This window comes from Streptomyces sp. NPDC040410 (genome assembly GCF_055595715.1).
Genome location: NZ_JBVIVK010000023.1, coordinates 42,007 through 66,455, shown reverse-complemented (window position 1 = coordinate 66,455; position 24,449 = coordinate 42,007). Strand labels below are relative to the sequence as shown.

Below are 24,449 nucleotides of genomic sequence, written 5' to 3'. Positions count from 1 at the left end.
CATTCGAGTCCGCCACGTATGCCGTCATTCAGCTGCCGCGGGGCCATACCGGCGGGCGTCCCGGCTTCCTGCCCGCCGACCACAGCAGCCCCAGGCGGGGCCACTGCGCATGCGCCGATACGCGCCATAAGCCCGTCGCCCCGGAACGTCCTTCTTACGGGGTTGTGGTGTCCGGATCCGCCGGACCCGGTGGGCTGTCGAGTTCGCGCAGGAGTGTGTGGACCTGGTCCACGTCTGGGTCGGGGGCGTCGATGTCGAGGTAGATGCCGAGGGCCTCGCGCAGGGCTTCCCCGGCCGCTTCGACGGCTCCTGTTGCCCGGCGGGTCTGGCTCAGGTGGACCAGGGTCTCGGCCTCGTTGTAGCGGTGGCCCAGTGCCCGGTTGAGGTCGAGGCTGTGCTCGTAGCAGACGATCGCGTTCTTGTGTTCGCCCAGCTGGTGGTATGCGTATCCGAGCGTGTCCCAGGTGGCGGCCTGGCCCCGTTCGTCGCCCAGCTCGCGCTGGATGGCCAGTGCCTCCTGGCAGTGGCGTACCGATGCGGCGTGATCCCCGAGCTGTGCGTGATCCCAGGCCACCGCGTTCAGGGCCCGGGCCTGTCCTGGAAGGTTCCCGAGCGAGGTGAACAGGCCGGCCGCGCGCTGGTCGTGCCGAAGAGCAGCGGGCCTGTCGCCCTGGCGCTCGTACAGCCAGCCCAGAGCAAGGTGAGTGTGGGCAGCCGACAGGAGTTTGCCGCTCGACTCCGAGAGGGTCAACGCATGGGCCAGCTCGTGGTGGGCCTCGGCGAAGCGGCCGGTCTCCGTGCAGGCCCAGGCGAGCGTGCGGTGGGACTCGGCCTGGGCCGCCGGGCTGCCGAGGCGAACCGCGGCTGCGAGGGCGGTGGTGTGCACGGCCGTGACGTCGGCCCAGCGTCCCCTGCGGGCCAGGAAGGTGGTGAGGGCCCACGCCAGCTGCCATGCCTGGGCGTCGCGTCCGGTGCGTGCGGCGTGGTCGACGGACGCCGTCAGCACGGCGTGCTCGGCGGTGAACCACCCCATGGCCTGGTCATGCGTGGCGAATTCCTCGGGTTGTGTGCCGTCTGCCGCCGGGGCCGGCTGGAGCGGGTCGCGGTGGGGCAGCAGGAGTCGGTCGGCTGCGTACGCCGTGTGTGCGTAGTGGTCGTGTACGCGGGTCAGTGCCGCGTCCGCTTCGGTGGCCCACTCTGCGGTTTCAGCCAGTTCGAGGGCGTAGGCACGCAGCAGGTCGTGGCAGCCGAAACGGCCGGGGACGCGTTCCTGGACGAGGTGGTGGGCCTGGAGACGGCGCAGCCGCGTGCGGAGCCGGGCGAGCGGCAAAGTGGTGAGGCTGACGGCGGCGGACAGGCCGATGTCGGCGCCGGGTGCCTGGGCGAGCTGCCGGAAGACCCGGGCGGAATCGGGGTCGAGGGCGAGGTAGGACGAGGCGAATACGGTCCGTACGTCACTGGTCGCCTCGCCGCTCTCCAAGGCGTCGAGACGGGTTTCGGTGTCGCCCACTTCGCTCGCCAGGGCGGTCAGGGTGAGCACCGGGTTGGTGGCGACGCGGGCGGCGAGAACGCTGATGGCCAGCGGGAGCCCCGCGCAGTGATGGAGGAGCTCTGCCGCTGCGGCGGGTTCCGCGGCGAGCCGGTCGGCGCCGATACGGCGGACGAGCAGGTCGCTCGCCTCGGTGTCGTCGAGCGTTTCCAGGGTGAGCTGGCCGACGTCGTGGGAGGCGGCCAGCCCTGGGAGCTGGTGGCGGCTGGTGATCAGGACCGTACAGGTGGGGCTGCCTGGCAGCAGGGGCACCACCTGGTCACTGTCGCGAGCGTTGTCGAGCACGATGAGCAGTCGTCGGCCCGCCGTAAGACTTCGGTACATCGCGGCCTGTGACTGCGGGGCCGTGGGCAGGTTCGCCGGGTCGGCGCCCAGGGCCTCCAGGAATCCCCGCATGACCGCGTACGGGCCCACCGGTTCCCCGCACGGGGTGAAGCCCCGCAGATCGGCGTACAACTGCCCATCGGGGAAACGCTCTTGCTGGTCGTGAGCCCAGCGCAGCGCCAGCCAGGTCTTGCCCACTCCGCCTGTGCCGCAGATCGCCGCCACCACCACGGTGCCGTCGGCCGACTCGTCCTGCGGCGCCAACAGCTTTGCCAGGCGGGACAGTTCGCTGTCGCGGCCGGTGAACAGCGACGGCGGTGCTGGCAGTTGTCTGGGGTGCGCTGCGGCGGTACGCGCCAGGTTCGGCTTGACGACCCGGACTGGTGGCGCGAGCCGCGGATCCGAGATCAGGATTTGTTGATGAAGCTCCTGCAGCGGTGGCCCCGGGTCGATGCCCAACTCTTCGGCGAGGCGCCGCCGTACAGCCTGATAGTGACTGAGGGCCTCGGCCGGACGTCCACCACGGTAAAGGGCGAGCATCAGCTGGGCGGCCAGCCGCTCGTCCAGAGGGTGTGTCTCGGCGTGGGCAGGCAGCGCGGTCAACAACTCGGCGTGCAGCCCCCGGCGTAATTGGACGTCGCCCCAGTCCAGGGCGGCAGCGAGCCGTTCCACCTGCGCCGTCTCGCGCTGGGCGTTGAACCAGGGGGTGTCCATGCCGGGACACACATCGCCCCGCCAGAGCGCGAGGGCCTCCTCGAACAGACGGGCAGCCTCGTCCTCGTCCCCCGCGTACACCGCGGTTCGTGCCCCGGCGGTGAGGGCCCGGAAGCGGTGCAGGTCGGTGGCTGACGGGGCGACAACCAGCTCGTAACCCCCCGATCGCCGCTCGATCCGAGCCTCCTCGGCCGCGGGCCCCAAGGCCTGGCGCAGCCTGGAGAGGTAGCTGTACAGAGTCGGCCGGGCGCGCTGCGGAACCCGCTCTCCCCAGACCCGGCCGACGAGTTGGTCCACCGTCACCACGCCGTTGGCCTCGAACAGCAGCGCCGCCAGAACGCGCTGCTGCCGGGCGGGCCCCAGGTCCAGCCGGTTGCCGTCCGCCCGGACCTCGACTCCGCCCAGCACACGGAACTCCACCGCCACACGAACCACCCCCAGGCAGGATCCTAGGGTCGAAGCCAGTGGCTCTGACCAGCAATTTCAAGCTCTTCTCAAGGTTTGGACACGCTCAGCCGACCAAGGTGGCCTTGTCACCCAGCAGGTTCAGCGAGGGTCAACCGGGAGCTTCAGTCAAGGCCGGAGTCCGTGAAGGACACCAGACGGCTGTGACAGGAACCTCGGCGTCCGACACCAACAGCCGCCGCCGGCGGCGAAACGGAGGAAGAAGTTGCGCATGGGACGAGTTTTTGCAGGCTCGCTGTTCGGCGCGGTACTGGCCCTGGGGGTGGTGACCTCTCCGGCCACCGCGGCCGACGGCTGGCAGCGCACCGCCGACGTGTCGGACAGCTCCTACGCCAACGGCCACGCCAAGAAGTGCGCCACCACTGCGTACGGGCAGGCCTGTTTCCAGGGCTACGGCGAGTGGATCTGGCTGCGCGACACGTACACCAACGGGGAACCGGTGGCGATGGAATGGTCCTACGAGGGCCCCTCCGGATACCGCTCCGGACACGCCTACTGGGACGGCGGTTCCGCGGCCGGATGGACCAATCTGAACAAGAGCTTCGATGAATACGGTGACTTCAACTTCCGGGTGTGCGAGGTCGATCTGTCGGACGGCGTGGTCATCGGGGACACGTGCAGCTCGTGGACGTGGGCATCGACCTGACCCTGCCGGGCCCAGGGCCCAGCAGTCGGACGGCGACGTGCGCACGGGCGCAACGCCGGCGGACGAGCACGCACGCGGCACCGGCCGTAACCGCCAGGGCCAAGTCGCAGGTCCTCCACTGCCGATCGGCGGTGGAGGACCGCGTGGCCGGCCCGCCGAAGGTCAGCCCACGCCGCAACGATCGTGATCAGAGCACGGAGTTGAAGAAGGTGACACGCTGCGTGCCGGCTCCTTCGCCGACGGCAGGTCACCAGCCGGTGACGCGCTTCCAGAAGGCCCGGATCTCCGGTGCCGTGTTCGTGGTCTGGACACCGTCGATGACGTGGTAACCGTGGTGCTGGGCGGCGGTGGCGCAGGCGTGGTTGGGCAGGATGCGCAGGCGGGTGCCGAGGGGCAGGTCGGGCAGGTGGGCGCCGTCGCGGGCGGTGAGGGTGCCGTGTTCCTGGCTGGCGGCGGTCATGACCAGGCCCGGGATCGGGCTGCCTTCCAGGTCGGTGACCAGGCCGTAGCCCTGGTCCTGTGCCTGAACGGCCGTGCCCCGGTCGCGGGACGTGGCCATCCAGCCGCCGTCGGTGAGGATCCACCCGTACCCGGGGCGGCGGCCGATGACGGTCACGACGACCGAGAGGGCAAGGTCGTCGATGTCGCAGACGCCGAGGCCGGCCATCACCAGGTCGAAGAAGACGTAGTTGCCCGCGCGGAGTTCGGTGACCCCGGCGAGCTCCTCGGCGGCATGGGCGGTGGGGGTGGAACCCACGCTTACGGTGTCCACCGGCAGGCCGGCCAGACGCAGCCGCTCGGCCGCGGCGATCGCGGTGTCGCGTTCGTTGTCGGCGGCTTTGCGCTGTTCTACGGCGGTGTAGGCGAAGTACGACTCGCCCGCATGGGTGAGTACGCCGTCCAGACAGCCCGCGTCGTACAGGATACGGCCGACCTCGGTCAGGGTGGGGTCATCGGGCTTCAGCCCGCCGCGGTGGCCGTCGCAGTCGATCTCGATCTGGGCGGGGATGCGGAGGCCGGCCCGGCGGGAGGCTTCGGCGACGGACGTCGCCTGCTCGATGCTGTCCAGCAGGATGCGCAGGGTCACACCGCGGCGCAGCAGAGCGATCACGCGCGGGAGTTTGCGCGGATCGATGCCGACGGCGTAGGTGATGTCGGTGTAGCCACCGTCGGCGAACGCCTCGGCCTCGGCGAGGGTGGAGACGGTGACCGGGCAGGGCGTCTCGCCGTGCAGGAGGGCGGCGACGTCGAGGCTCTTGGCAGTCTTCACGTGCGGGCGCAGGGTGACCCCGAGCCGGTCGGCCCGCTCTGCGAGGCGTGCGATGTTGCGCCGCGTCTTGTGCACGTCGACGACGGCGAACGGGGTGTCCGGGTCGGCGAGGGTCCGGGGAGCGGTTGAGGGGGTGGTGCTCGTGGGGCTGTTCACAGGGAGATGTCCATCTTCTTCAGAAGGGCCAGGCCCAGATACAGGTCCTGCAGCCCGATTCCGGAGCTGTCGAAGATCGTGGTGTCGCGGTCGTCGGCGCGCCCCACGGCGCGTCCGGTGAGGATGTCGCCGAGCGGGGTGAGGACCGTCGCCGCGGGTGCGTGCTGGCTTTCGCCCATGCGGCGGGCCTGCTCGGGAAGGTCGCAGAAGACACGGGCGCGGCTCAGCAGTTCGGGCGGGAGTTCTCGCTTGCCGGGGGCGTCGGCCCCCATGCAGGAGAGGTGCGTGCCGGGGCGGACCCAGTCGGCCTCGAACAGGGGTGGGTCGTCGGTGCGGGCGGTGGTGGCGGTGACGATGACGTCGGCCTGGGCGCAGGCTTCCTCGGCGCCGGCGGCACGGGCGTGGTGGCCCTGTGCCGTCAGTTTGGAGGCCGTCTCCGTGGCACGGTCAACGTCCCTTCCCACGACCAGGACTTCGCCGATCGGCCTGACACGGCTGACGGCCCGTACCTCGTAGGCGGCCTGGTGACCGGTGCCGAAGACGGCCAGGGTGGCGGCGTCGGGGCGGGCCAACAGGTCGACGGCGAGGGCGTCCGCCGCGGCCGTCCGGTAGGCGTTGGCCGTGCCGACCTCCAGGACGGCCGCGATCCGGCCGATCGTCTGGTCGAACAGCAGCAGGGTGGAGTGATGGCGCGGCAGCCCGTGCTCCGGATTGTCCGGCCAGAAGGTGCCGATCTTCACCCCGGCGTGCGTCGCGGACGCGGACGGCTTGAGGGTGAAGCGGTTGCGCGGATCCGACCCGTGCAGGGCGAGACTGGGGAAGACCGTGCCGTCCACCGTCGCGGCGAAGGCGGCGCGGGCCGCTTCGAGGGCCAGCTCCTCGTCCACGAGCACGGCGGTCTGTTCCTCGGTGATGTGCAGCAGGCGGCGTGCACCCTGCCCCCGGCCCGAGTCGGGACCGGGAGCGGACACGGAGCCTGTGGTCGGTCCGGGGGCGGTCATGAGTGGTCCTTCACTTCGCGTAGTTGTAGACGGTCGCCCGGGACACGCCGAGCAGGTCCGCGATGGCCTGTGCGGCGTCGCGTGAGTCGAAGTAGCCGTCGCGGTGCAGTTGCCGTACGACCGCCTTCTTGTCTTCCCGGCTGAGCGACCTGGGGGTGGTGGCCCGCTCCGCGGCGAGTGCCTCCACCGCTAGGCGCAGTTCGCGCGCGGTGCGGTCCCGCAGGGTCTCCAGGGGCTGCTCGCGGTGGTCGGTGTCCGTGGCCACGAGGTTGGACAATGCGAGTGTCACGGGGGACAGGACGGACACGTCGAGGTTCAGGCAGAGTGCCGCGATGTATTCGCCCGCGGCGTTCTTGATGCCGATGGACGTGCTCTTCGCCGGGCGGCCGTCCGGGAACCGGTTGGGGTAGTTCTGGATGACGCTGGGGTAGTTGGGGTCTTCGATGCGGGCCAGGCCCAGCTCCGTGACGGAGTCCCCGACCTTGCGGCCGGAGAGGTTGTTCTCGATCGCCCGGATCGCGTGATCCGGATCCCGCAGGTCGTGCAGCACCACCTCGCACAGGCCCGGGAACATGCGCCCCAGCGCAACAGCGATCTTTTCGGCTTCGTGGATGAAGTGCTCGTCCGCCTCAGCCGTGGCCGCGACGACCACGCCTTGGCGGGGCTCGTCCATCTCCGCATCATCAGCGACGCTTTCCACCATGCCTCATCCCGAAGAAGTGAATAGACACATTATCTTGCTCTAGATAATGAGTCTAGATGGTGGGGTCGAGGAGGATGCCGCGAACCGGCCGGTCAGTGTTGCTGTGCAGCAGCCAGCCAGCCTCGAAGCGGGCACGGTCACCGGCGGCCAGGCGGGCGCGGAGGGGTCTGAATCCGTCGGGGGGTCCGCGACGACGTGGGGAGCCCGGATCAGCCGGCACGGCGCTGCTCGGTCCGTGCATCTCTGAGCGGCTGCTGACCCTGTGCCGTTTCCGACGGGCGACTACCTCGGCGTGGCCCGTACGCCGGACGGGCCGCGGGTGGAGTCCTCACCCGAGGTCAGGGCCGGCAGCGGACGAAGAACGTGGCACCGGGTCCATCCGTAGATCCGGCCGATCGAAGGCTCCACGCGTGCCCTGCTGGTGGGGCTGCTGGGTGTGCTGGGCGTGTTACCAATGGTAGCTTCCACCCCTCCTGGTCTCCTGGTCCCTCAACCTGGGCACACGGACACGCTCAGCTGCCGCAACGAAAGCAGCCGGAACGGATGTCACGTGGAGCGGAGAGGAACCCGGCTGCCGCCGGTGACCGTGTGAGCGCGGACTGGGTCGACTTCGAGCGGGCGCGTCTTGGCGTCATCGCCGCCGACCATGGCCGCGGCCGTGACATCAGCTCCGGCATGACAGGGCCGACCGGATCACCGTCCCCCGTCCGGCGGCCTCTCTCCCCATCGACCACCCGCCCGCCGGCTTCCATCCCTTTCTGGCGGCGCCGCGTAGGGCGCAGTCGATCGACCTTCCATACCGGCGGCATGCTGGCGACCACTACCGTGCGGCTTTACGAGGAGTCGCTGCCCACGAGCATGCGGAGCTCGAAGGCGGATCGGGCGGCCGGCCGGGGCCTCTCCCCTCCCATCACTGAACCCAGCCAGCCGAGCAAGAAGCCGAAGGGGACCGAGACGATGCTCGGGTACTTGAGCGGGAAGACGGCGAAGTCCATGTCGGGGAACAACGCCGTCGGCGTTCCGGAGACAGCGGGAGAGAGCACGGCCAGTGACACCGAGCAGATCAGGCCGCCGTAGATGCTCCACAGTGCTCCGGTGGTGGTGAAGCCCCGCCAGTACAGGCCGAACAGCAGTGCCGGGAGGATCGCCGAGGCCGCGACGGCGAACGCCAGTCCCGCCGCGAAGGAGACGTTGATGCGTGAGGCGAAGAGGGCAATGGTCGTCGCAGCAGCGCCGATCACCACCACCGACGCCCGGGCCACCACCACTTCCTGGGAGGCGCTGGCGCGCCCCTTCTTGATCACCGCACCATAGATATCGTGCGCCAGTGAGGTCGCGGCGGCGAGAGCGATGCCCGCCACAACGGCCAGGATGGTGGCGAACGCCACGCACGACATCACGGTGAGCAGCACCGACCCGCCGAGCGAGCCCCCCAGCAGCAGGGTGGCCGTGTTCCCGGAGGGATTGTTGCTCGTGATCGCTTGGGGGCCCAGAACGGCCGCGGAGCCGAACCCCAGCACTCCGGCGGTCACGCAGAAGACGCACGTCAATGCGGCTGTCCATTGGACGGAACGCCGGGCAGAGCGCGCGCTGGGCACAGCGCGCAGGCGCAACAGGAGATGGGGAAGGCCGGCTGCCCCGAGCACCGCTCCCAGTTGGAGGCTCAGCGCGTCCAGCTTGTCGGCACCACCGCCCTGAGACCGTGCCCCGGGCGCGAGGAATGCCTCGCCGACGCCGCTTCGTTCGGCCGCGGCCCCCAGCAGGTGACTGGGGTTCCAGCCGAACTTCCCCAGCACCAGAACGGCCAGGTACCCGCTGGCCACCAGCAGGAAAGCGGCCTTGAAGCACTGCACGAGCGTCGCGCCGTACATTCCGCTGATGACCACGTAGATGATCATCAGGATGCCGAGGAACAGCATCAGGAAGTTCTGGGCGGCGACTCCGGAGATGCCGAGCAGAGGCGCGGCGAGGGCACCGGCACCCACCAGCTGAGCCGTCAGGTAGATCAGCGATATCACCAGCGTGGCGAGGCCCATGGCCATGTGGACGGGGCGCGGCCGCAGATGCTGCGCCAGCACGTCGCCGACCGTGTAGCGCCCGGCGTTGTGGAACGGCTCGGCGATCAGCAGGAGGATCACGGCCCAGGCGACGATGGGACCCAGCAGGTAGGGGATGCCGTCGAACCCGGCCAGGGCGATGAGACCGGGGGTCCCCAGCAGCGTCGCGGCGGAGATGAAGTCGCCGAACAGGGCGATGCCGTTGCGGGCCGAGGACAGCCGGCGACCGCTGACGAAGAAGCGGCGGGGTGTGTCCGATCCCGATGCGTCCAACAGGGAGATGAGCACGACGCCGACGACGAAGACCGCGAAGACGGTGATGACAACCCCGGTGTGGCCCGTCTGCGCGAGCATGGGAGAGGCGGTCACTGCTCCTCCCCTCGGTATCCGAGTACCGCGCGCGCCCTCGCGACCAGCGGATCCAGGGACGTGCGCGCGTAGCGCGCGTACCACCGGCAGACCGCGAGTGTCGTGCCGCACTGCAGCAGTGCCAGCCCCAGGCCGACGTTCAGATGACCGATGAGCCTGATCGCCATCACATCTGCCGCCATGCTCGCCAGGAGGGCATTGACCAGGTACAGGCTGATGACGGCGGCGGCGACGGGAAAGATCCTGGAGCGGCGCTCCGCACGCAGCCGGGCGAGGACCGCCATCACCTCCGGCGGGTTGCCCCACTCCTCAGGAGCCTCGCGGAACTCCTCAGGAACGTGGCCGACGTGCGACGACGGTCGCCCGCGTGGCTCGTGGAACCCGTAGCGCGGCTCATAGGGCCCGTACACGGGCATCAACTCCTTACTGCGAGCGGTGACGCGAGGCAGTGCGCTTGCCGGAATCACCCGACACCACAACCGAACGCCGTTCGGTTCGGGAGCTTAGAGTGGGCTACGAGGCCGGACAAGGCATCGGCGGGAAGTAGGTCCGGAGGTCACCGCTCTGTGACCTTGGGCCGGAGTGCCCCGCTGCCCGGCGCCGGGGACGATCCGGGACGGAGCCGTGCGGGATCAAGCTCCGCCGCGGGCTGTCGGCGGCCGGGCCTGTCGAGCAGGAATCGGCGCCGTGCGGATCGGTCGACCGCCGCTGGGCCGACCGGGGGCGGATCAGGAGCCCGCGGCGGACGCCTTGGGACCCGCCACGCGCGCGTGCAGGGCGCTGAGGCCGTCGAGGAACATCTCCAGGGCCAGTTCGAAGCTGTCCCTGTCGATGGTGTCCGCGTGGTCGCTCAGGCGGTGGGCGTCGGTCAGGTGCGCGTACCGCTCGACGTAGACCTGAACGTCGTCGTCGAACCCTCGCGCGAAGGAGCTCATCGCCGACCCGACGACCAGGTACTTGGTCGAGGCTCCGATCATCGTGGCGTAGCGCGGGGGCCAGCCGGCGCTGACGAGGCCGCCGTGCACGGCGTCCGCGCGCCGCAGCGAGGCCTCGCGGCGGGCCGGTCCATGGGCCAGGAACGGAACGATGTGAGGGTGGGCGGCGAGGGCCGCGCGGTAGGAGCGGGCCCAGGAGGCGACGCCGTGCCGCCAGTCGCCGGTATCGAAGCCGGAGACGTCCACGCCCTCCATGATCGTGTTGGTGACCTCGTGGAGGACGTCGTCCTTGGTCCTGACGTGCTCATAGAGGGAGGAGACCTGAACTCCCAGCTCCCGGGCCAGCTTTCGCATCGACAGCTCGGCGAGCCCGTCACTGTCCACGATGGCCAGCGCCGCGGCGCAGATGCCGCCCCGGCTGAGGATCGGCTTGGTCGGTCGGGCCACCGCTGCACCCCCGCATCGCTGCGCGCTCCGTCCTTCGTAGCGTCGTAGACTCAGCGCTTACGGTACACGCATTCCGATAACCGAACATCGTTCGGTAGGCAGCTCTACGATGACACCGCCATCGAGTTGCCCTGGAGCAGTCGGCCCTCGTCAGACTCCGCCGGGTTGACGAGGTCGGTCGTACCCGCGACGCCCCCCACGTGCCACGGCCCGAGCCCATGTCAGCGTCCGCAACTCCCTCTCGAACCAAGGAGAGCACCGGGCAGACCGGCCTATCCGGCCCAGCTCCTCGACTGCATCGCTGCCCAACGGATCCAGCCACTGCTCCCACATCCCGGCCACTGCCCTGACGGAGTGTCTACAGTGGCCTTTGATCAGTTCCGGCGATAGGACCTGTGAGGTATTCGCGAACATGCCGACTGAAACAGTCGAGTTTCAGGTCGAGGCCCGTCAGCTGCTGCAGCTGATGATCCACTCGGTCTATTCGAACAAGGACGTCTTCTTGCGGGAGCTCGTCTCCAACGCCTCCGACGCGCTGGACAAGCTGCGCCTCGAGAAGCTGCGGGACGACTCGCTCGACGCCGACGTGTCCGATCTGCACATCGAGATCGACATCGCCAAGGACGCCCGCACCCTCACGGTGCAGGACAACGGCATCGGGATGTCGTACGACGAGGTCGGACGGCTCATCGGCACGATCGCCAACTCGGGCACCGCGGAGTTCCTCCAGGAGCTGCGAGAGGCCAAGGACGCGGCGGGGACGGAGGGGCTCATCGGCCAGTTCGGCGTCGGGTTCTACTCCGCCTTCATGGTGGCGGACGAGGTCACCCTGGTAAGCCGGCGCGCGGGCGAGAGCCAGGGCACGCGCTGGACATCGCGCGGCGAGGGCACGTACACCCTGGAGACGGTCGACGACGCGCCGCAGGGCACCTCGGTCACGCTCCACCTCAAGCCGGCCGACCCGGAGAACCAGCTCCACGACTACACCTCCCCGTGGAAGATCAGGGAGATCATCAAGCGGTACTCGGACTTCATCACCTGGCCCATCCGGATGGTGCCCGAGGGTTCCGACGCAGCCGACAAGAGCGACGAGGCGCCCGGACCCGAGACGCTCAACTCCATGAAGGCGCTGTGGGCGCGGCCGCGCGACGAAGTGTCCGACGACGAATACCACGAGCTGTACAAGCACATCGGCCACGATTGGCGCGACCCGCTGGAGACGATCCGGCTTCAGGCGGAGGGCACCTTCGAGTACCAGGCCCTGCTGTTCCTCCCCGCTCACGCGCCCCACGACCTGTTCACGCGGGACTTCAGGCGCGGCGTACAGCTGTACGTCAAGCGTGTGTTCATCATGGACGACTGCGAGGCGCTGCTGCCGCCGTACCTCCGCTTCGTCAAGGGTGTCGTCGATGCGGCGGACCTCTCGCTCAATGTGTCCCGCGAGATCCTCCAGCAGGACCGCCACATCGAGATGATGCGGCGACGGCTGACGAAGAAGGTCCTGTCCACGGTCACGGAAATGATGACCAAGGACCAGGACCGCTACGCCACGTTCTGGCGGGAGTTCGGCACAGTCCTGAAGGAGGGACTGGTCACCGACTCGGAGAACCGCAACGCCATCCTCGCCGTCGCGTCCTTCGCGAGCACGCACCACGCCACCGAGCCGACCACGCTCAAGAAGTATGTGGAGCGGATGCAGGACGGGCAGGACGACATCTACTACCTGACCGGCGAGTCCCGGCAGACCATCGAGAACTCCCCGCATATGGAGGCGTTCCGGGACCGGGGCATCGAGGTGCTGCTGCTCACCGACGCCGTCGACGAGGTGTGGGCCGACGCCGTCGGCGAGTACGAGGGCAAGAAGCTGCGGTCCGTTGCCAAGGGCCAGATCGACCTCGACGCCGCGAACGAGGACAACCCCGACAGCGAGCGGGAGAAGCACACCGAGGAGTACGCCGAGCTGCTCGGCTGGATGAACGAGCAGCTGGACGAGGACATCAAGGAAGTGCGCCTGTCCTCCCGCCTCACCGTCTCCCCCGCCTGCGTCGTCTCCGACGCGCACGACCTGAGCCCGGCCCTGGAGAACATGTACCGCGCGATGGGCCAGGAGGTGCCCCGCGCCAAGCGGATCCTGGAGCTCAACCCGGACCACCACCTGGTGAAGGGCCTCAACCAGGCGTACAAGGAGCGCGAGGACCGTACGGATCTCGCCGAGACCGCCGAGCTCCTGCACGGCCTGGCGGTGCTCGCCGAGGGCGGTCAGCCGAAGGAACCGGCCCGGTTCGTCAAGCTGATGGCGGACCGTCTGGAGCGCGCGCTGTAACTCTGCTCCGCCAGGTGTCACGGGCTGCCCAAGGAGAGACGACGCTGTCGGCGAATTCAGGGGTGGGCTCGCGTGACGTCGGTCTCCAAGACCTCGGTTGTGGTCTTGGAGACCGACGTTGCTGTCCCGGTTGCGTAATGACGGCACAGCCACGAGTACGCCGCAGGCATTCCTCGTAGGGTGCGGGCCCAGCGTATGGCCCCGCAGCCCACCACACTCGCCGCAGTACAACTACCCGACCGTCAGTTGCCGTCGGCGCGCAGGCCGTGACGCCGGGTACGCATGCCCGGCGCCGAGTTCGGGCTCATGGTGAGGAAGCGACGCCGATTGGCGGAACGCACCGAAACTTGAGTAGTTCCACTGATGCCGCAGGACGTGCCGCTGTTAGAGGATTGCCAACTGTGCGCGCCTGCAGGGCGACAGTCACGACAGAAGACGGCCGCGATGCCGCCACCCTCACGGTGACGCGCCACACATTCCTGGAGGCCTCGGAATGGCGATGGGCAAGTTTCGACGACGTGGGAGCCGGTGGCGTCCGGGCCATGGCGCAGGGCAGCCCCGCCGACCGGGTCGCGGCACGCGTCGACCAGGGGAACAAAGCAGCCGAGTGATACCCGGCCACTGAGGAAGCATCGCGGCCACGTCACGACGGTCCCTTCCCCAACTGTCAGGTCGCCGGTGGACTCAAGGAACAAAAGGAGAGACGGTTGAAGCGCCTCACGCTGTGGACGGTGCTGTGTCTGATGACTCTCAGCGCATGCAGCACGGACAGCGACGTCCCTGAGGCGGCGTCGTCGAGCGCCGACAAGGCACCCGAATATCCCGGCACCGACGCAGGGCTCCGGGAATTGCTCAAGGACACTCGCGCCGAAGACGCGACGGATGTCATCCGATCACTCAAACCGACCACCGCCGACTACCGGACGCTTTTCACGGAGAGCTTCGCGGCCAGGGCGGAGAAGGTGTACAACGAGAGGCTGTGGTCCAATCCACCGTCCTCACTTCCGGCCAAACCGGGGCAGACTGAGGTCAACATCTCGAAGACGACCACTGATGACATCAAGGCATGGCGCTCGGGCGCAGTTGATCTTCCCGGGGGATACAAGAACATACGCGCCTACTTGAAGCCCGGGCTGACGATCTACGCCTGGGAGTACAACGAGCCGGGAGATACGTGGGGCATGTCCTACAACGGACTGGTTTACGTCAACGGGCACTGGATCGTAATTTTCAGTCCATGGCAAGTGCTTGACAAGCAGTCATGAGGCACGGCCGCTTCTAGGTGCTCGAACAGAACAGAGGGAACGAAGTGGACGCGATCGCGGCCCTGGAAACCGAGGACCCCAGAGGGGTGGGACCCTACCGCATCGTGGCGCGCTTGGGCGCGGGTGGGATGGGCCGGGTGTACCTGGGACTCTCGCGGGGCGGCCGTACGGTGGCGGTGAAGGTGGTGCGCCCGGACTTGGCCGACGACCATGACTTCCGGCGCCGGTTCGCGCGTGAGGTGGAGGCGGCACGCCGGGTCAACGGATTGTTCACCGCAGGCGTGGTCGACGCTGATCCATACGGCATGCCGGCGTGGCTCGCCACGGCGTACATCGCGGGGGTGTCCCTGGCCGATGCGGTGACCGAGTGCGGGGCGTTGCCCCAGGAATCCGTCGTGGCGTTGGGCGCCGGGCTGGCCGAAGCCCTGGAAGCCATTCATGCCGCGGGAGTGGTCCACCGGGATCTGAAGCCGTCGAATGTCCTGCTTGCCGCGGATGGGCCCCGGGTGATCGATTTCGGGATCTCGACGGCGAGCGAAGCCAGTGTCCTCACGCGCACCGGTCTGGTGGTGGGCACGCCGGGTTTCATGTCGCCAGAGCAGCTGACCGGCAAACCGGTCGGTCCGGCGAGCGATGTGTTCTCCCTGGGCACGGTACTGGCTTTCGCCGCCCAAGGGGCGGGGCCTTTTGGTACCGGGTCGGTGCAGGCGTTGTTGTTCCGTATCGCGTATGAGGAAGCGGACCTGGAGGCCATACCGGAAGCGCTGCGCCCCGTGGTGGCGCGCTGTCTGGCCAAGGAACCCGGACTGCGGCCGTCGGTGCCCCAACTCTTGTCGGACCTCACGGGACTTGCCCGGACGGCCCAGCAGGGTGGGGTGTCACTCCGGGGGCTGGACTGGCTGCCCGAGACGCTGGCACACATGGTGCGCACACGGGCCTCTGCGGGGCCTGTCGCCGTCCCCACGGTCGGTCAGGCCGGCACCTGTTCCAAGCCCGGAACACCGAGAACCCGGCTGTCTGTGCCCGGGTCTGGGGCAGTGCACTCCACACTTGAGGCGGTTGCCCCCGGCCGACCCGGGTCCCCGCAGGACCCCCGGCAGCTCCTTGCGCACGAGGCGTCGCCGGAGACAGGTGGGCATCCTACGCACACGACTGCTGCCGGCACGGCACCGGGGCCTACTCTGCCGTTCTTTCCCCCAAGCTCCGAGGGGGCACGGGACGGCAAGTCAGCAGAGCCTCCCGCCGTGCACGGTGACGCCGCCAAACCGCACCGCCTCCGGCGCCGTACAGTTCTGCTGTCCGCTCTTGGCTGCACCGGCGCGGTGGCGATTCCGAGCAGCATCTTTCTCACGCGGTCCGCCTCGACCGATACTCGATGGCATCTGACGTTGAGACTCACCGGTATTGACTCCTGGGTGAACTCAATCGCGTTCAGCCCGGACAGCAAGACTTTGGCCTGCGGCACTGACGAGGGAGCCGTCCTGCTGTGGCACCTGCCGAGCGGCGAACGCATCTCCACCTTGAAGGGCCACGCCACAGCCGTGATGGGTGTCGCGTTCAGCCCGGACGGTGACACGCTGGCCAGCGTCAGCGGTGACCACACGGTCCGCCTGTGGGACCTGGCGACCAGCGAACCCGTCACCACTCTCAAAGGCCACAGCGACTGGGTGAACGCCGTCGCGTTCAGCCCGGACGGCAGCACCTTGGCCACGAGCAGCGACGACGGCACGATCAAACTCTGGAACCGGGCGACCGGCAAACCCGCGACCCTCAAAGGCCACGCCAAAGGCGTGAACACGGTCACGTTCAGCCCGGACGGCAAGGCCCTGGCCAGTGGCAGTGACGACCGCACGGTCCGGCTGTGGAACCCGGCGACCGGCAAGACCACCGCCACCCTCAAAGGCCACACCGACTGGGTGAACGCCGTCGCGTTCAGCCCGGACGGCGACACCCTGGCCACAGGCGGCGTAGACCGCACGGTCCGGCTGTGGAACCCGGCGACCGGCAAAGCCACCGCCACCCTCCACGGCGGCTCCGACTGGGGTCAGGTCAACTCCGTTGCGTTCAGTCCGGACGGCAGCACTCTTGCCGGCGGCAGCGCGGTCCGCGCCGTCCTGTGGAACCCGGCGACCGGCAAGACCACCGCCGCCCTCCAAGGCGGCACCCGCTGGGTGAACGCGGTCGTGTTCAGTCCGGACGGCAACACCCTGGCTGACGGCGGCCATGACGGCTCCATCCGGCTGTGGAGTCCCTGACCGGGCTTCCGCACGAAGACCGAGCAGCGCGTTGACACTTTGAACAGCTCTGCCGACCCTGCCGCCGGACACGGACACACTGGTGCGCTTCCGCGCAGAAGTCCCGCAGCGAGGTGAAGGGAGGGCGGCGGGGATTGGCGCACCGGCCACGCTGAGGGCAGGGGTTCGGGGATTCCTGCCTGTGCGTACGACCCGGTCGAGTAACGCTGGCGGCCATCGGCGCTGATGATCTGATGAGGGTATCGCCGTTACTGGACCGGCTGAGCCGGGCCCGCCGAGCCGAGGGGACAGAGCTCAGCCGCAGCGTGCTGTGGTCAGGTTGTCGCGCACCACTGTGGTCAATGGATGGTCCTCGCCCAAAACCCGCCGGCAATCGGTGAGGGTCCGCTCGAACAGCGGGACAGCCTGGCCCGGATCTCCCACCGACAGATAGGCGGCGGCGAGGTTGTTGCGGGAGGCCAGAGTGCCGGGGTGGTCCTCGCCCAACTCCCGCAAGCGGTCCATGAGGTTCTGCCGGTAGAGCGGGACGGCTCGCTCCGGGTGCCCCGCGGCCTCGTAGGTGGCAGCGAGCGTGCTCAGTGCCTGGTTCTCGCGGAAGCCGTCGCCGACTTCACGGAAGGCGGTGGCGGCCCGGGTGTGGGCGTCGATGGCTTCATCGAACCTGTGCACCTGCCGCAGAGCCAGGCCGAGGTTGGTCAGCGTCGCTCCCTCGTTGTGGCGGTCGCCGAACTCCCGGTAGGCGGTGAGGGCTTGGGTGAGTACATCGATGGCATGGTCTGTCCTGCATTGCGCCACCGCGGTGGCGCCGGACGGGCGTGGTCATTCCCATCGCCTCCTTCTCGTGATCTCGTCACCCGCTGGGTGTCATGCGAGCCAAGCGGACTCCTTCGGACGGGTGTGCGGGGAGCTGTCGGTGCCGCCGGGCGCGGCCCTGTGGCCCAGGTAGCGGTGCACGAAGTGGACGCTCATCGCGCCTTCGCCGACCGCGGAGGCCACGCGCTTCACCGAGCCGCTGCGGACGTCGCCGGCGGCGAAGACGCCAGGCAGGCTGGTCTCCAACGTCAGGCAGTCGCGGCCCTGGCTCTGCCACAGTTCGGGAACGGAGCACGCCTGCGCCTCCGCGCCGGTGAGCACGAAGCCGCGCGCGTCGAGGGCGAGCGCGCCGGACAGCCAATCGGTGTGAGGGTCTGCGCCGGTGAAGACGAACAGGGCCCGCACCGCGAGGTGGCGATGCTCGCCCGTACGGTGGTCGACCACGGTGACCGCCTCCAGCGCCTTGTCGCCGAGTGCCTCGGTCATCTCGGTGTGCAGCAGCACGCGCACCCGCGGGTGGCGCTCGACCTGATCGATCAGGTAGCGGGACATGTGCGCCTCGATGCTCGGCCCACGGACGAGCAGATACACCTGCGGTGCGTACCCGGCCAGGAAGAGCACGGCCTGGCCCGCGGAGTTGCCGCCGCCGACCACCGCCACCGGGTCGGTGCGGCACTGCTGGGCCTCGTAGACGGTCGCCGAGTAGTGGACGCTCGCGCCCTCCAACGGCTCGATGCCGGGCACATGGAGACGGCGGTAGCGGGCACCGGTGGCCAGGACGACGCTACGGGCGGTGATCTCGCTGCCGTCGGCGAACCCAACGGCGTAGTGGCCGTCCCGCGGTTCGAGCCGGGCCGCCTCCGCCGGGACGCTGATCCGGGCGCCGAACTTGCCCGCCTGGAGCACCCCGCGCTCGGTGAGTTCGGCGCCGGAGACGCCGGAGGGAAAGCCGAAGCAGTTGTCGATGCGGGAGGACGTCCCGGCCTGCCCACCGGTGGCCATCGCCTCAATCACGGTCGTGCCGAGGCCCTCCGAGGCGGCGTTCACCGCAGCGGCGAGACCGGCCGGACCGCAGCCGACGATCAGGAGATCGCCGCGGCCGTTGCCGGACGGCAGGGTCGGCAGGCCGATGAACCGGGCCAGTTCGGCGTTGCTCGGATTGCGCAGCAAGGTCGTGTCCCGCCAGATCACCAGCGGCGTCTGCTCCGGACCAACCGCGAAGCGGCGCAGCAGCGCCTCGGCCTCCTCGTCCGTCTCCAGATCGATCCAGCGGTGCGGCAGCCGGTTGCGGGCCGCGAACTCGCGCAGCCGCCGGGTGTCGGGCGAATAGCGCGAGCCGATGATGCGGAAACCGGCGCCCTGCCCGACAAGCAGAGCACGGCGGCCCAGGCAGGCGCGCAGCACCACGTCACCAAGGATGGAGTCCCGGGTCACCAGGTCACGCAGCTGATCCATGGACAGGGCGAGGATCTCGCCGGGGTCCCTGACCACGGCGGTGTAGAAGGCCACCTGTCCGTTCAGGAGGCCGAGTTCGCCGATGAAGCGGCCAGGGCCGTGCACACGCAGCAGGCGTTCGCCGGGTGTGCCGTAGCCCTCGACGATGGCGACCGAGCCACTGAGGACGACGTAGAACGTCTCGCACCGCTCCCCCTCCTGGATCAGCACGTCACCGGCATCAACCGGGCGCCTCCGGCCATGCTGCGCCAGGCGGGCCATCTGGTCGTCCGACAGGCGGGGATAGGCGCCGTAGATGTCGGGGGTCTCGAAGGGGACGCTCTCCTCCGCCTCGTCCGGCACAGGCGCTGCGCCCGGCCGCGTCTCGTCGCCGGGCATCACACGAACGCCTCGTGGACGAAGCACCACCGCCAGTCCTCGCCGGGCTCCAGCGACGCCACGATCGGATGGCCGTCGGCGGCGGCGTGACGGCGGGCGTGCCGGTTCGGCGAGGAATCGCAGCAGCCGACGTGGCCGCAGGTCAGGCAGAGCCTGAGGTGGACCCAGGGGGAACGCGTGGCCATGCATTCCTCGCACCCCGGGGCGCGCGGAGTGACGGGGCGTACGAGGGCGAGGTGGGGGTCGGTCCGTACGGTCATGGCCGATCACCCTTTCCCGGCCGGTTCGCGGCCCGCGATCGACTGCTCCACCCACCGCCGCAGGGCAGGGGCAGGTGCGGCACCCGACTGCCGGGCGATGGTCTGTCCTTTGTCGAGGACCAACAGCGTCGGTACCGCCTGGACCTCGAACCGCCGCGCCAGGCGCGGGTTCTTGTCGATGTCGACCTTGACCAGCTTGATCTTTCCCGCGAGATCGGCGGCGACCTTCTCCAGCGCGGGGCTCACCATGCGGCAGGGGCCGCACCACGTGGCCCACAGGTCGACGACGACGGGCACGGTGGCCTGCTCGACGACTTCGGTGAAGTCGTCGTCGCCCGCGTCGGCCATCCACGGCAGAGGCTGCTTGCAGTTGCCGCACCTGGGGCGACCCTCGGCGGTCACGGGTACCCGGTTGGTGCGGCCGCAGTGCGGGCAGGTGACGTTGGTGGCTTGCACGGTACTCATGCCGCCCTCGCTCCCTTCATGTCCTCGGGCTGGTCGTAGGTGACCACCAGCTCTCCGTGCTCGGCGTCGACGCGCACCGTCGCGCCGTCCTGGACGTCGCCGCGCAGCAGGGCCCGTCCGACGAGGGTTTCGACCTCGTGGGAGATGTAGCGGCGCAGCGGCCGTGCACCGTAGACCGGGTCGTAGCCCTGGTGGGCGATCAACTCCCGGGCCGCGTCGGTTAGTTCGACAGTGATGCGGCGCTCGGCGAGGCGGCGTCGCAATTCGTCGAACTGCAGCTCCACGATCCGCTCGATCTGGGACTCGCCGAGCGGCTTGAACAGCACGATGTCGTCGACGCGGTTGAGGAACTCCGGGCGGAAGTGCTCGCGCAGCTCGCCCATCACCAGGGCGCGGGCGTCCGGCTTGATCTCACCCTCGGCGGTGGCACCGTCGAGGAGGTGCTCGGAGCCGATGTTGGACGTCATGATGATCACGGTGTTGCGGAAGTCGACGGTGTGGCCCTGAGCATCGGTGATGCGGCCGTCATCGAGGATCTGCAGCAGGGTGTTGAAGACATCGGTGTGCGCCTTCTCGATCTCGTCGAACAGCACGACCGAGTACGGCTTGCGGCGTACGGCCTCGGTGAGCTGGCCGCCTTCCTCGTAGCCGACGTATCCGGGCGGTGCGCCCATGAGCCGGCTGACGGTGTGCCGCTCCTGGTACTCACTCATGTCGAGGCGGACCATGTTCTCCTCGGAGTCGAACAGGGCCCGGGCGAGGGTCTTGGCCAGCTCCGTCTTCCCGACGCCGGTGGGGCCGAGGAAGATGAACGAGCCGATGGGGCGGCGAGGGTCGCGGATGCCGGAGCGGGCGCGGATGATGGCGTCGGCGACGAGCTTGACGGCCTCGTCCTGGCCAATGACGCGCTCGCGCAGGATCTCGTCGAGGCGCAGCAGTTTCTCGCGTTCGCCCTCCTGGAGGCGGGCGACGGGGACGCCGGTCCAGGCAGCGACGATCTCGGCGATCTCCTCCTCGGTGACGACCTCGCGCAGCAGCCGGTCCTGTCCTTGCTTGACGGCCAGTTGCTCCTCCTCTGCGGCGAGTCGGCGCTCCAGGTCCTGGAGGCGGCCGTAGCGGAGTTCGGCGGCGCGGTTGAGGTCGTAGGCGCGTTCGGCCTCCTCCGCCTCGTGGCGGACCTGCTCCAGTTCCTGGCGCAGCTCCTGCACGCGGCGGATCGCCTGCCGTTCGGCCTCCCACTGGGCGTGTTTGGCGTCGGCCTCGCCGCGCAGGTCGGCAAGTTCCCTGCGCAGCTCCTCCAGGCGGGCTTTGCTGGCGGGGTCGGTCTCCTTGGACAGGGCCGCCTCCTCGATCTCCAGGCGGGTGACACGGCGGGTGATCTCGTCGAGTTCGGCGGGCATCGAGTCGATCTCGGTACGCAGCCGGGCGCATGCCTCGTCGACGAGGTCGATGGCCTTGTCGGGCAGGAAACGGTCGGTGATGTAACGGTGGCTGAGGGTGGCCGCGGAGACCAGCGCGGTGTCCTGGATCTTCACGCCGTGGAAGACCTCCAGGCGTTCGCGCAGTCCGCGCAGGATGGAGATGGTGTCCTCCACGCTCGGCTCGTCGACCAGGACCTGCTGGAAGCGGCGTTCGAGGGCGGCGTCCTTCTCGATGTGCTTGCGGTACTCGTCGAGGGTGGTGGCGCCGATCATGTGCAGTTCGCCGCGTGCGAGCATCGGCTTGAGCATGTTGCCCGCGTCCATGGCCCCTTCGGCGGCGCCCGCGCCGACGACGGTGTGCAGTTCGTCGACGAAGAGCAAGATGCGCCCCTGGGCGGCCTTGACCTCGCTGAGCACGGCCTTGAGGCGTTCCTCGAACTCACCGCGGTACTTGGCGCCGGCGACCAGGGAGCCCATGTCGAGGGCGAACACGATCTTGTCGCGTAGTCCTTCGGGCACGTCGCCGCGGACGATGCGCTGGGCGAGGCCCTCGACGATGGCGGTCTTGCCGACGCCGGGGTCGCCGATGAGGACGGGGTTGTTCTTAGACTTGCGGCTGAGGATCTGGGTGACGCGGCGGATCTCGGCGTCCCGGCCGATGACCGGGTCGAGCCTGCCGTCCCTGGCCTCGGCGACGAGATCGCGGCCGTACTTCTCCAGAGCCTCGTAGGCCACTTCGGGGTTGGCGGAGGTGACGCGCTGATTGCCACGGACCTGGGTGAGCGCGCTCAGGAACGATTCCCTGGTGACGCCGGCCTGTTTGAGCAGTCGCCCGGCGGCGGTGGAAGAGCCCTCCTCAGCCAGGGCGGCCAGGAGGTGCTCCACGGACACGTACTCGTCCTTGAGGCGTTTGGCCTCCCGTTCGGCGGCATCGAGCAGGCGGGCGAGGCGCTGAGTGACGAAGACCTGGCCGGGTGCCGCGCCGGGACCGGTGACCTTCGGGCGTCGGGAGAGTTCCTCGCGCACGGCCGCGCCCAGTTCCTTCGGCTCGGTGCCGGCCTGTTGCAGCAACCGCGGGATCAGACCGTCCTCCTGATCGAGAAGTGCGAGCAGGAGGTGTTCCCCGTCGACCTCGGTCTGCCCCATGCGGACGGCCGCGGTCTGGGCCTCCTGGAGGGCTTCCTGGGACTTCTGCGTCAGGCGGTTCATGTCCATGGTGGTAGATCACTCCTCATGCCTGCACGCCGCAGCGCGGCTTCGAGCAGGCTGATGCGGTCGAGCAGGTCGAGCACCAGACCGATGGATGCGTAGTTGAGGCAGAGTCCGGAGCGCAGCCGCTGGATGCGGGCGAGGACCGCCGGGGCGGTGGGGTCGAACACCAGGTGCCCCGCGGCCTCGCGCTCGGCGTCGACCAGGCCGAGGGCGACGAACCGGCGGATCAGATCGGGGTGGAGGCCCGAGCGACGGGCCACGGCGTCCAGGGAGAGCCTGGGGGCGGGCACGAGCGCGTACCGGACAGCCGTCGAGGCGGTGACGTCGGCGCCCGTCCGTACCGGACGGGCGCCCATGCCGGCCCGGCCGATGCCTGCCGCTTCCGCGGGTGGGTCATTCATTGCGTCCTCCTGGGGTCGAACGAGGAAGTGGCAGCGAGCTCCTCGAACAGTTCGCGCTCCCGGTCGCCGAGGGTGGGCGGCACCGCGACGCGGAGTTCGGCGTACAGGTCGCCGTTCGCGCCGCGCGGGTTCGGCATGCCCTCACCGCGCAGACGCAGCCGCCGGCCGCTGGACGAGCCCGTGGGCACCGTGACCTTGGCCGTGCCACCGCCGGGGGTGGGCACCGGCACGGTCGCACCCAGGGCCGCCTCCCAGGGGGCGACCGGGACCTGGACGTGCACGTCGCGGCCGTCCAGCCGGAACCGGGGGTGGGGCTGGATACGCACCCGCAGGTACAGGTCGCCCGCGGGGGCGGCACCACTGCCCTGGCCGCCCTCGCCCGCCAGCCGGATGCGCTGCCCGGCGGTGACGCCCGGCGGCACGTCGACCTCGTACCGCCGCGGCTGCCCGGTGGGACCGGCGAGCGTGACGGTGCGACGGCCGCCTCGGTACGCCTCCTCGACGGTGAGCGGCAGCTCGGCCTCCTGGTCCGCTCCGGGGATGCCGCCTGGGGCGGCGCCCGCTCCGAACATGGAGCCGAGCAGGTCCTCGATGTCGATGCCCTCCGCTCCGAAGCCGGTGGCGTACCGGACGCGCGGACCGCCCCCGCCTGCGGTCCTCCCACCGCGGAAGCCGCCGCCCGCTCCCGCCGCGACCCGTTCGTCGAAGTCCTCCGGGATCTTACGGAAATCCTCGCCGAAGCGGTCGTAACGGGCCCGTGTCTTCGGGTCCGACAGGACGCTGTATGCCTCGTTGAGGTCCTTGAAGCGTTCCTCCGCCCCGGGGTCCTTGTTGACGTCGGGGTGGTACTTGCGGGCGAGCTTGCGATATGCCTGCTGGATCTCGTCCTGGCTCGCGGTCCGCGACACGCCCAGCACCTCGTAGAAGTCCTGTGCCATGACCGGTCACTCCCGCTTCGCGACAGTCACGGCGGCGGGCCTGAGCTGCCGTTCGCCGTCCCCGTAGCCCGGGCGCAGCACCTCGACGACCGTGCCCGGTGCGGCGTCGGGGTCCTGGACAACGCCGACCACCTCGTGCCGGGCCGGGTCGAAGGCGACGCCGGTCTCCGCATGCCGCGGGTAGCCGAGCAGTTCAAGGACGTTCACCGCCTGGTCGCGTACGGCCCGGATGCCCTCCACGATCGCGCCGGGGTCGGCTCCGGCATGGGTCAGGGCGAGTTCGAGGTTGTCCAGGACGGGCAGGAAGGCGGCGGCGGTACGGGAACGCTCGACCGTCCGCTCCCGCTCCAGTTCCCTGGCGTGGCGCTTGCGGAGGTTGTCGAGGTCGGCGAGCGCGCGCCGCCAGCGGTCCTCGAGTGCCTGGAGCTCGGCCGTGTGCTCCTCCTCGGACGGTGCGGGGCCGCCGGCCGCGTCGGGACCGGGTTCCTCGTTCGTGGCAGGCCCCGGCCCGGTCGGCGGGCCCGTGCGCGGAAGATCCCCGCGGGGAGGGCGGACGGCGCCCTCCGGAGCCGGGTCGGCCCGGTCCGGCACGGCCGGGTCGGGTTCCCTGGGGTGGATCGGCATAGC

Annotated in this window: 19 protein-coding genes; 4 read left to right on the top strand and 15 right to left on the bottom strand. The window is 69.5% G+C overall.

The annotated features are described in order from the left end of the window. Positions 1-154: 154 nt before the first annotated feature. On the bottom strand, positions 155-3,013 hold the full coding sequence (locus tag ACZ562_RS32500; RefSeq protein WP_471186578.1) for an AfsR/SARP family transcriptional regulator: 2,859 nt from the start codon (positions 3,011-3,013) through the stop codon (positions 155-157). Between the two features lie 250 nt (positions 3,014-3,263). On the opposite strand from ACZ562_RS32500, the gene ACZ562_RS32495 reads away from it, so the two are divergent. Then, entirely contained in the window at positions 3,264-3,698 is a 435-nt protein-coding gene (locus ACZ562_RS32495; RefSeq protein WP_471186575.1) for a hypothetical protein, read from the top strand. Positions 3,699-3,945: 247 nt separating this feature from the next. Here the strand turns inward: ACZ562_RS32495 and ACZ562_RS32490 are convergent, their stop codons facing one another. From ACZ562_RS32490 to ACZ562_RS32465, 6 genes are all read right to left on the bottom strand, one after another. Further along, entirely contained in the window at positions 3,946-5,124 is a 1,179-nt protein-coding gene (locus tag ACZ562_RS32490; RefSeq protein ID WP_471186572.1) for a DSD1 family PLP-dependent enzyme, read from the bottom strand. After that, on the bottom strand, positions 5,121-6,125 hold the full coding sequence (locus ACZ562_RS32485; protein WP_471186569.1) for an ornithine cyclodeaminase family protein: 1,005 nt from the start codon (positions 6,123-6,125) through the stop codon (positions 5,121-5,123). The genes ACZ562_RS32490 and ACZ562_RS32485 overlap by 4 nt, the downstream gene beginning before the upstream one ends. Positions 6,126-6,135: 10 nt before the next feature. Next, positions 6,136-6,798: a helix-turn-helix transcriptional regulator gene (locus ACZ562_RS32480; RefSeq protein WP_471186566.1), complete on the bottom strand. Its 663-nt coding sequence runs from the start codon at positions 6,796-6,798 to the stop codon at positions 6,136-6,138. An 863-nt stretch (positions 6,799-7,661) separates the two neighbouring features. After that, the gene (locus ACZ562_RS32475; RefSeq protein WP_471186563.1) at positions 7,662-9,254 is read right to left on the bottom strand and encodes a solute symporter family protein; all 1,593 of its coding nucleotides are present in this window, start codon (positions 9,252-9,254) and stop codon (positions 7,662-7,664) included. Then, the gene (locus ACZ562_RS32470; protein WP_471186559.1) at positions 9,251-9,664 is read right to left on the bottom strand and encodes a DUF485 domain-containing protein; all 414 of its coding nucleotides are present in this window, start codon (positions 9,662-9,664) and stop codon (positions 9,251-9,253) included. Before ACZ562_RS32470 ends, ACZ562_RS32475 begins: the two co-directional genes overlap by 4 nt. 318 nt (positions 9,665-9,982) lie before the next feature. Further along, the gene (locus tag ACZ562_RS32465) at positions 9,983-10,636 is read right to left on the bottom strand and encodes a TetR/AcrR family transcriptional regulator (RefSeq protein ID WP_471186556.1); all 654 of its coding nucleotides are present in this window, start codon (positions 10,634-10,636) and stop codon (positions 9,983-9,985) included. Between the two features lie 412 nt (positions 10,637-11,048). On the opposite strand from ACZ562_RS32465, the gene htpG reads away from it, so the two are divergent. The 3 genes from htpG (at position 11,049) to ACZ562_RS32450 (ending at position 16,479) form a co-directional block, all read left to right on the top strand. Beyond that, positions 11,049-12,959, top strand: coding sequence for a molecular chaperone HtpG (gene htpG / locus ACZ562_RS32460; protein ID WP_471186553.1), 1,911 nt, complete (start codon positions 11,049-11,051; stop codon positions 12,957-12,959). Between the two features lie 707 nt (positions 12,960-13,666). Further along, the gene (locus ACZ562_RS32455; RefSeq protein WP_471186550.1) at positions 13,667-14,224 is read left to right on the top strand and encodes a hypothetical protein; all 558 of its coding nucleotides are present in this window, start codon (positions 13,667-13,669) and stop codon (positions 14,222-14,224) included. Positions 14,225-14,268: 44 nt separating this feature from the next. Next, positions 14,269-16,479 carry a WD40 repeat domain-containing serine/threonine protein kinase gene (locus ACZ562_RS32450; RefSeq protein WP_471186547.1) on the top strand — a complete coding sequence of 737 codons (2,211 nt, stop codon included), beginning with the start codon at positions 14,269-14,271 and terminating at the stop codon, positions 16,477-16,479. A gap of 294 nt (positions 16,480-16,773) precedes the next feature. On the opposite strand, the gene ACZ562_RS32445 is transcribed toward ACZ562_RS32450, so the two are convergent. The 8 genes from ACZ562_RS32445 to ACZ562_RS32410 form a co-directional block, all read right to left on the bottom strand. Beyond that, positions 16,774-17,274 (bottom strand): tetratricopeptide repeat protein, encoded by a 501-nt coding sequence (locus tag ACZ562_RS32445; RefSeq protein WP_471186544.1) that lies wholly within the window; start codon positions 17,272-17,274, stop codon positions 16,774-16,776. Between the two features lie 69 nt (positions 17,275-17,343). Beyond that, positions 17,344-19,125, bottom strand: coding sequence for an FAD-dependent oxidoreductase (locus ACZ562_RS32440; protein ID WP_471186541.1), 1,782 nt, complete (start codon positions 19,123-19,125; stop codon positions 17,344-17,346). Beyond that, positions 19,125-19,385 carry a UBP-type zinc finger domain-containing protein gene (locus ACZ562_RS32435; RefSeq protein ID WP_471186538.1) on the bottom strand — a complete coding sequence of 87 codons (261 nt, stop codon included), beginning with the start codon at positions 19,383-19,385 and terminating at the stop codon, positions 19,125-19,127. Before ACZ562_RS32435 ends, ACZ562_RS32440 begins: the two co-directional genes overlap by 1 nt. A 6-nt stretch (positions 19,386-19,391) precedes the next feature. Next, positions 19,392-19,850, bottom strand: coding sequence for a thioredoxin (trxA, locus tag ACZ562_RS32430; protein WP_471186535.1), 459 nt, complete (start codon positions 19,848-19,850; stop codon positions 19,392-19,394). Next, positions 19,847-22,486: an ATP-dependent chaperone ClpB gene (clpB, locus tag ACZ562_RS32425; RefSeq protein WP_471186532.1), complete on the bottom strand. Its 2,640-nt coding sequence runs from the start codon at positions 22,484-22,486 to the stop codon at positions 19,847-19,849. The genes trxA and clpB overlap by 4 nt, the downstream gene beginning before the upstream one ends. After that, positions 22,477-22,884, bottom strand: a complete 408-nt coding sequence (locus tag ACZ562_RS32420; protein ID WP_471186529.1) for a chaperone modulator CbpM — start codon at positions 22,882-22,884, stop codon at positions 22,477-22,479. Before ACZ562_RS32420 ends, clpB begins: the two co-directional genes overlap by 10 nt. Beyond that, positions 22,881-23,822, bottom strand: a complete 942-nt coding sequence (locus ACZ562_RS32415; protein ID WP_471186526.1) for a DnaJ C-terminal domain-containing protein — start codon at positions 23,820-23,822, stop codon at positions 22,881-22,883. The genes ACZ562_RS32420 and ACZ562_RS32415 overlap by 4 nt, the downstream gene beginning before the upstream one ends. A 6-nt stretch (positions 23,823-23,828) precedes the next feature. Next, positions 23,829-24,446, bottom strand: coding sequence for a nucleotide exchange factor GrpE (locus ACZ562_RS32410; RefSeq protein WP_471186523.1), 618 nt, complete (start codon positions 24,444-24,446; stop codon positions 23,829-23,831). Between the last annotated feature and the right edge of the window lie 3 nt (positions 24,447-24,449).

What these genes read in the sequence shown, in the direction of transcription:
- ACZ562_RS32495 (WP_471186575.1), top strand. Translation starts at nt 3,264, where the DNA reads ATGGGACGAGTTTTTGCAGGCTCGCTGTTCGGCGCGGTACTGGCCCTG.
- ACZ562_RS32435 (WP_471186538.1), bottom strand. Translation starts at nt 19,385, where the DNA reads ATGACCGTACGGACCGACCCCCACCTCGCCCTCGTACGCCCCGTCACT.
- ACZ562_RS32485 (WP_471186569.1), bottom strand. Translation starts at nt 6,125, where the DNA reads ATGACCGCCCCCGGACCGACCACAGGCTCCGTGTCCGCTCCCGGTCCC.
- htpG (WP_471186553.1), top strand. Translation starts at nt 11,049, where the DNA reads ATGCCGACTGAAACAGTCGAGTTTCAGGTCGAGGCCCGTCAGCTGCTG.
- ACZ562_RS32415 (WP_471186526.1), bottom strand. Translation starts at nt 23,822, where the DNA reads ATGGCACAGGACTTCTACGAGGTGCTGGGCGTGTCGCGGACCGCGAGC.
- ACZ562_RS32410 (WP_471186523.1), bottom strand. Translation starts at nt 24,446, where the DNA reads ATGCCGATCCACCCCAGGGAACCCGACCCGGCCGTGCCGGACCGGGCC.
- trxA (WP_471186535.1), bottom strand. Translation starts at nt 19,850, where the DNA reads ATGAGTACCGTGCAAGCCACCAACGTCACCTGCCCGCACTGCGGCCGC.
- ACZ562_RS32440 (WP_471186541.1), bottom strand. Translation starts at nt 19,125, where the DNA reads ATGCCCGGCGACGAGACGCGGCCGGGCGCAGCGCCTGTGCCGGACGAG.
- ACZ562_RS32480 (WP_471186566.1), bottom strand. Translation starts at nt 6,798, where the DNA reads ATGGACGAGCCCCGCCAAGGCGTGGTCGTCGCGGCCACGGCTGAGGCG.
- clpB (WP_471186532.1), bottom strand. Translation starts at nt 22,486, where the DNA reads ATGGACATGAACCGCCTGACGCAGAAGTCCCAGGAAGCCCTCCAGGAG.
- ACZ562_RS32420 (WP_471186529.1), bottom strand. Translation starts at nt 22,884, where the DNA reads ATGAATGACCCACCCGCGGAAGCGGCAGGCATCGGCCGGGCCGGCATG.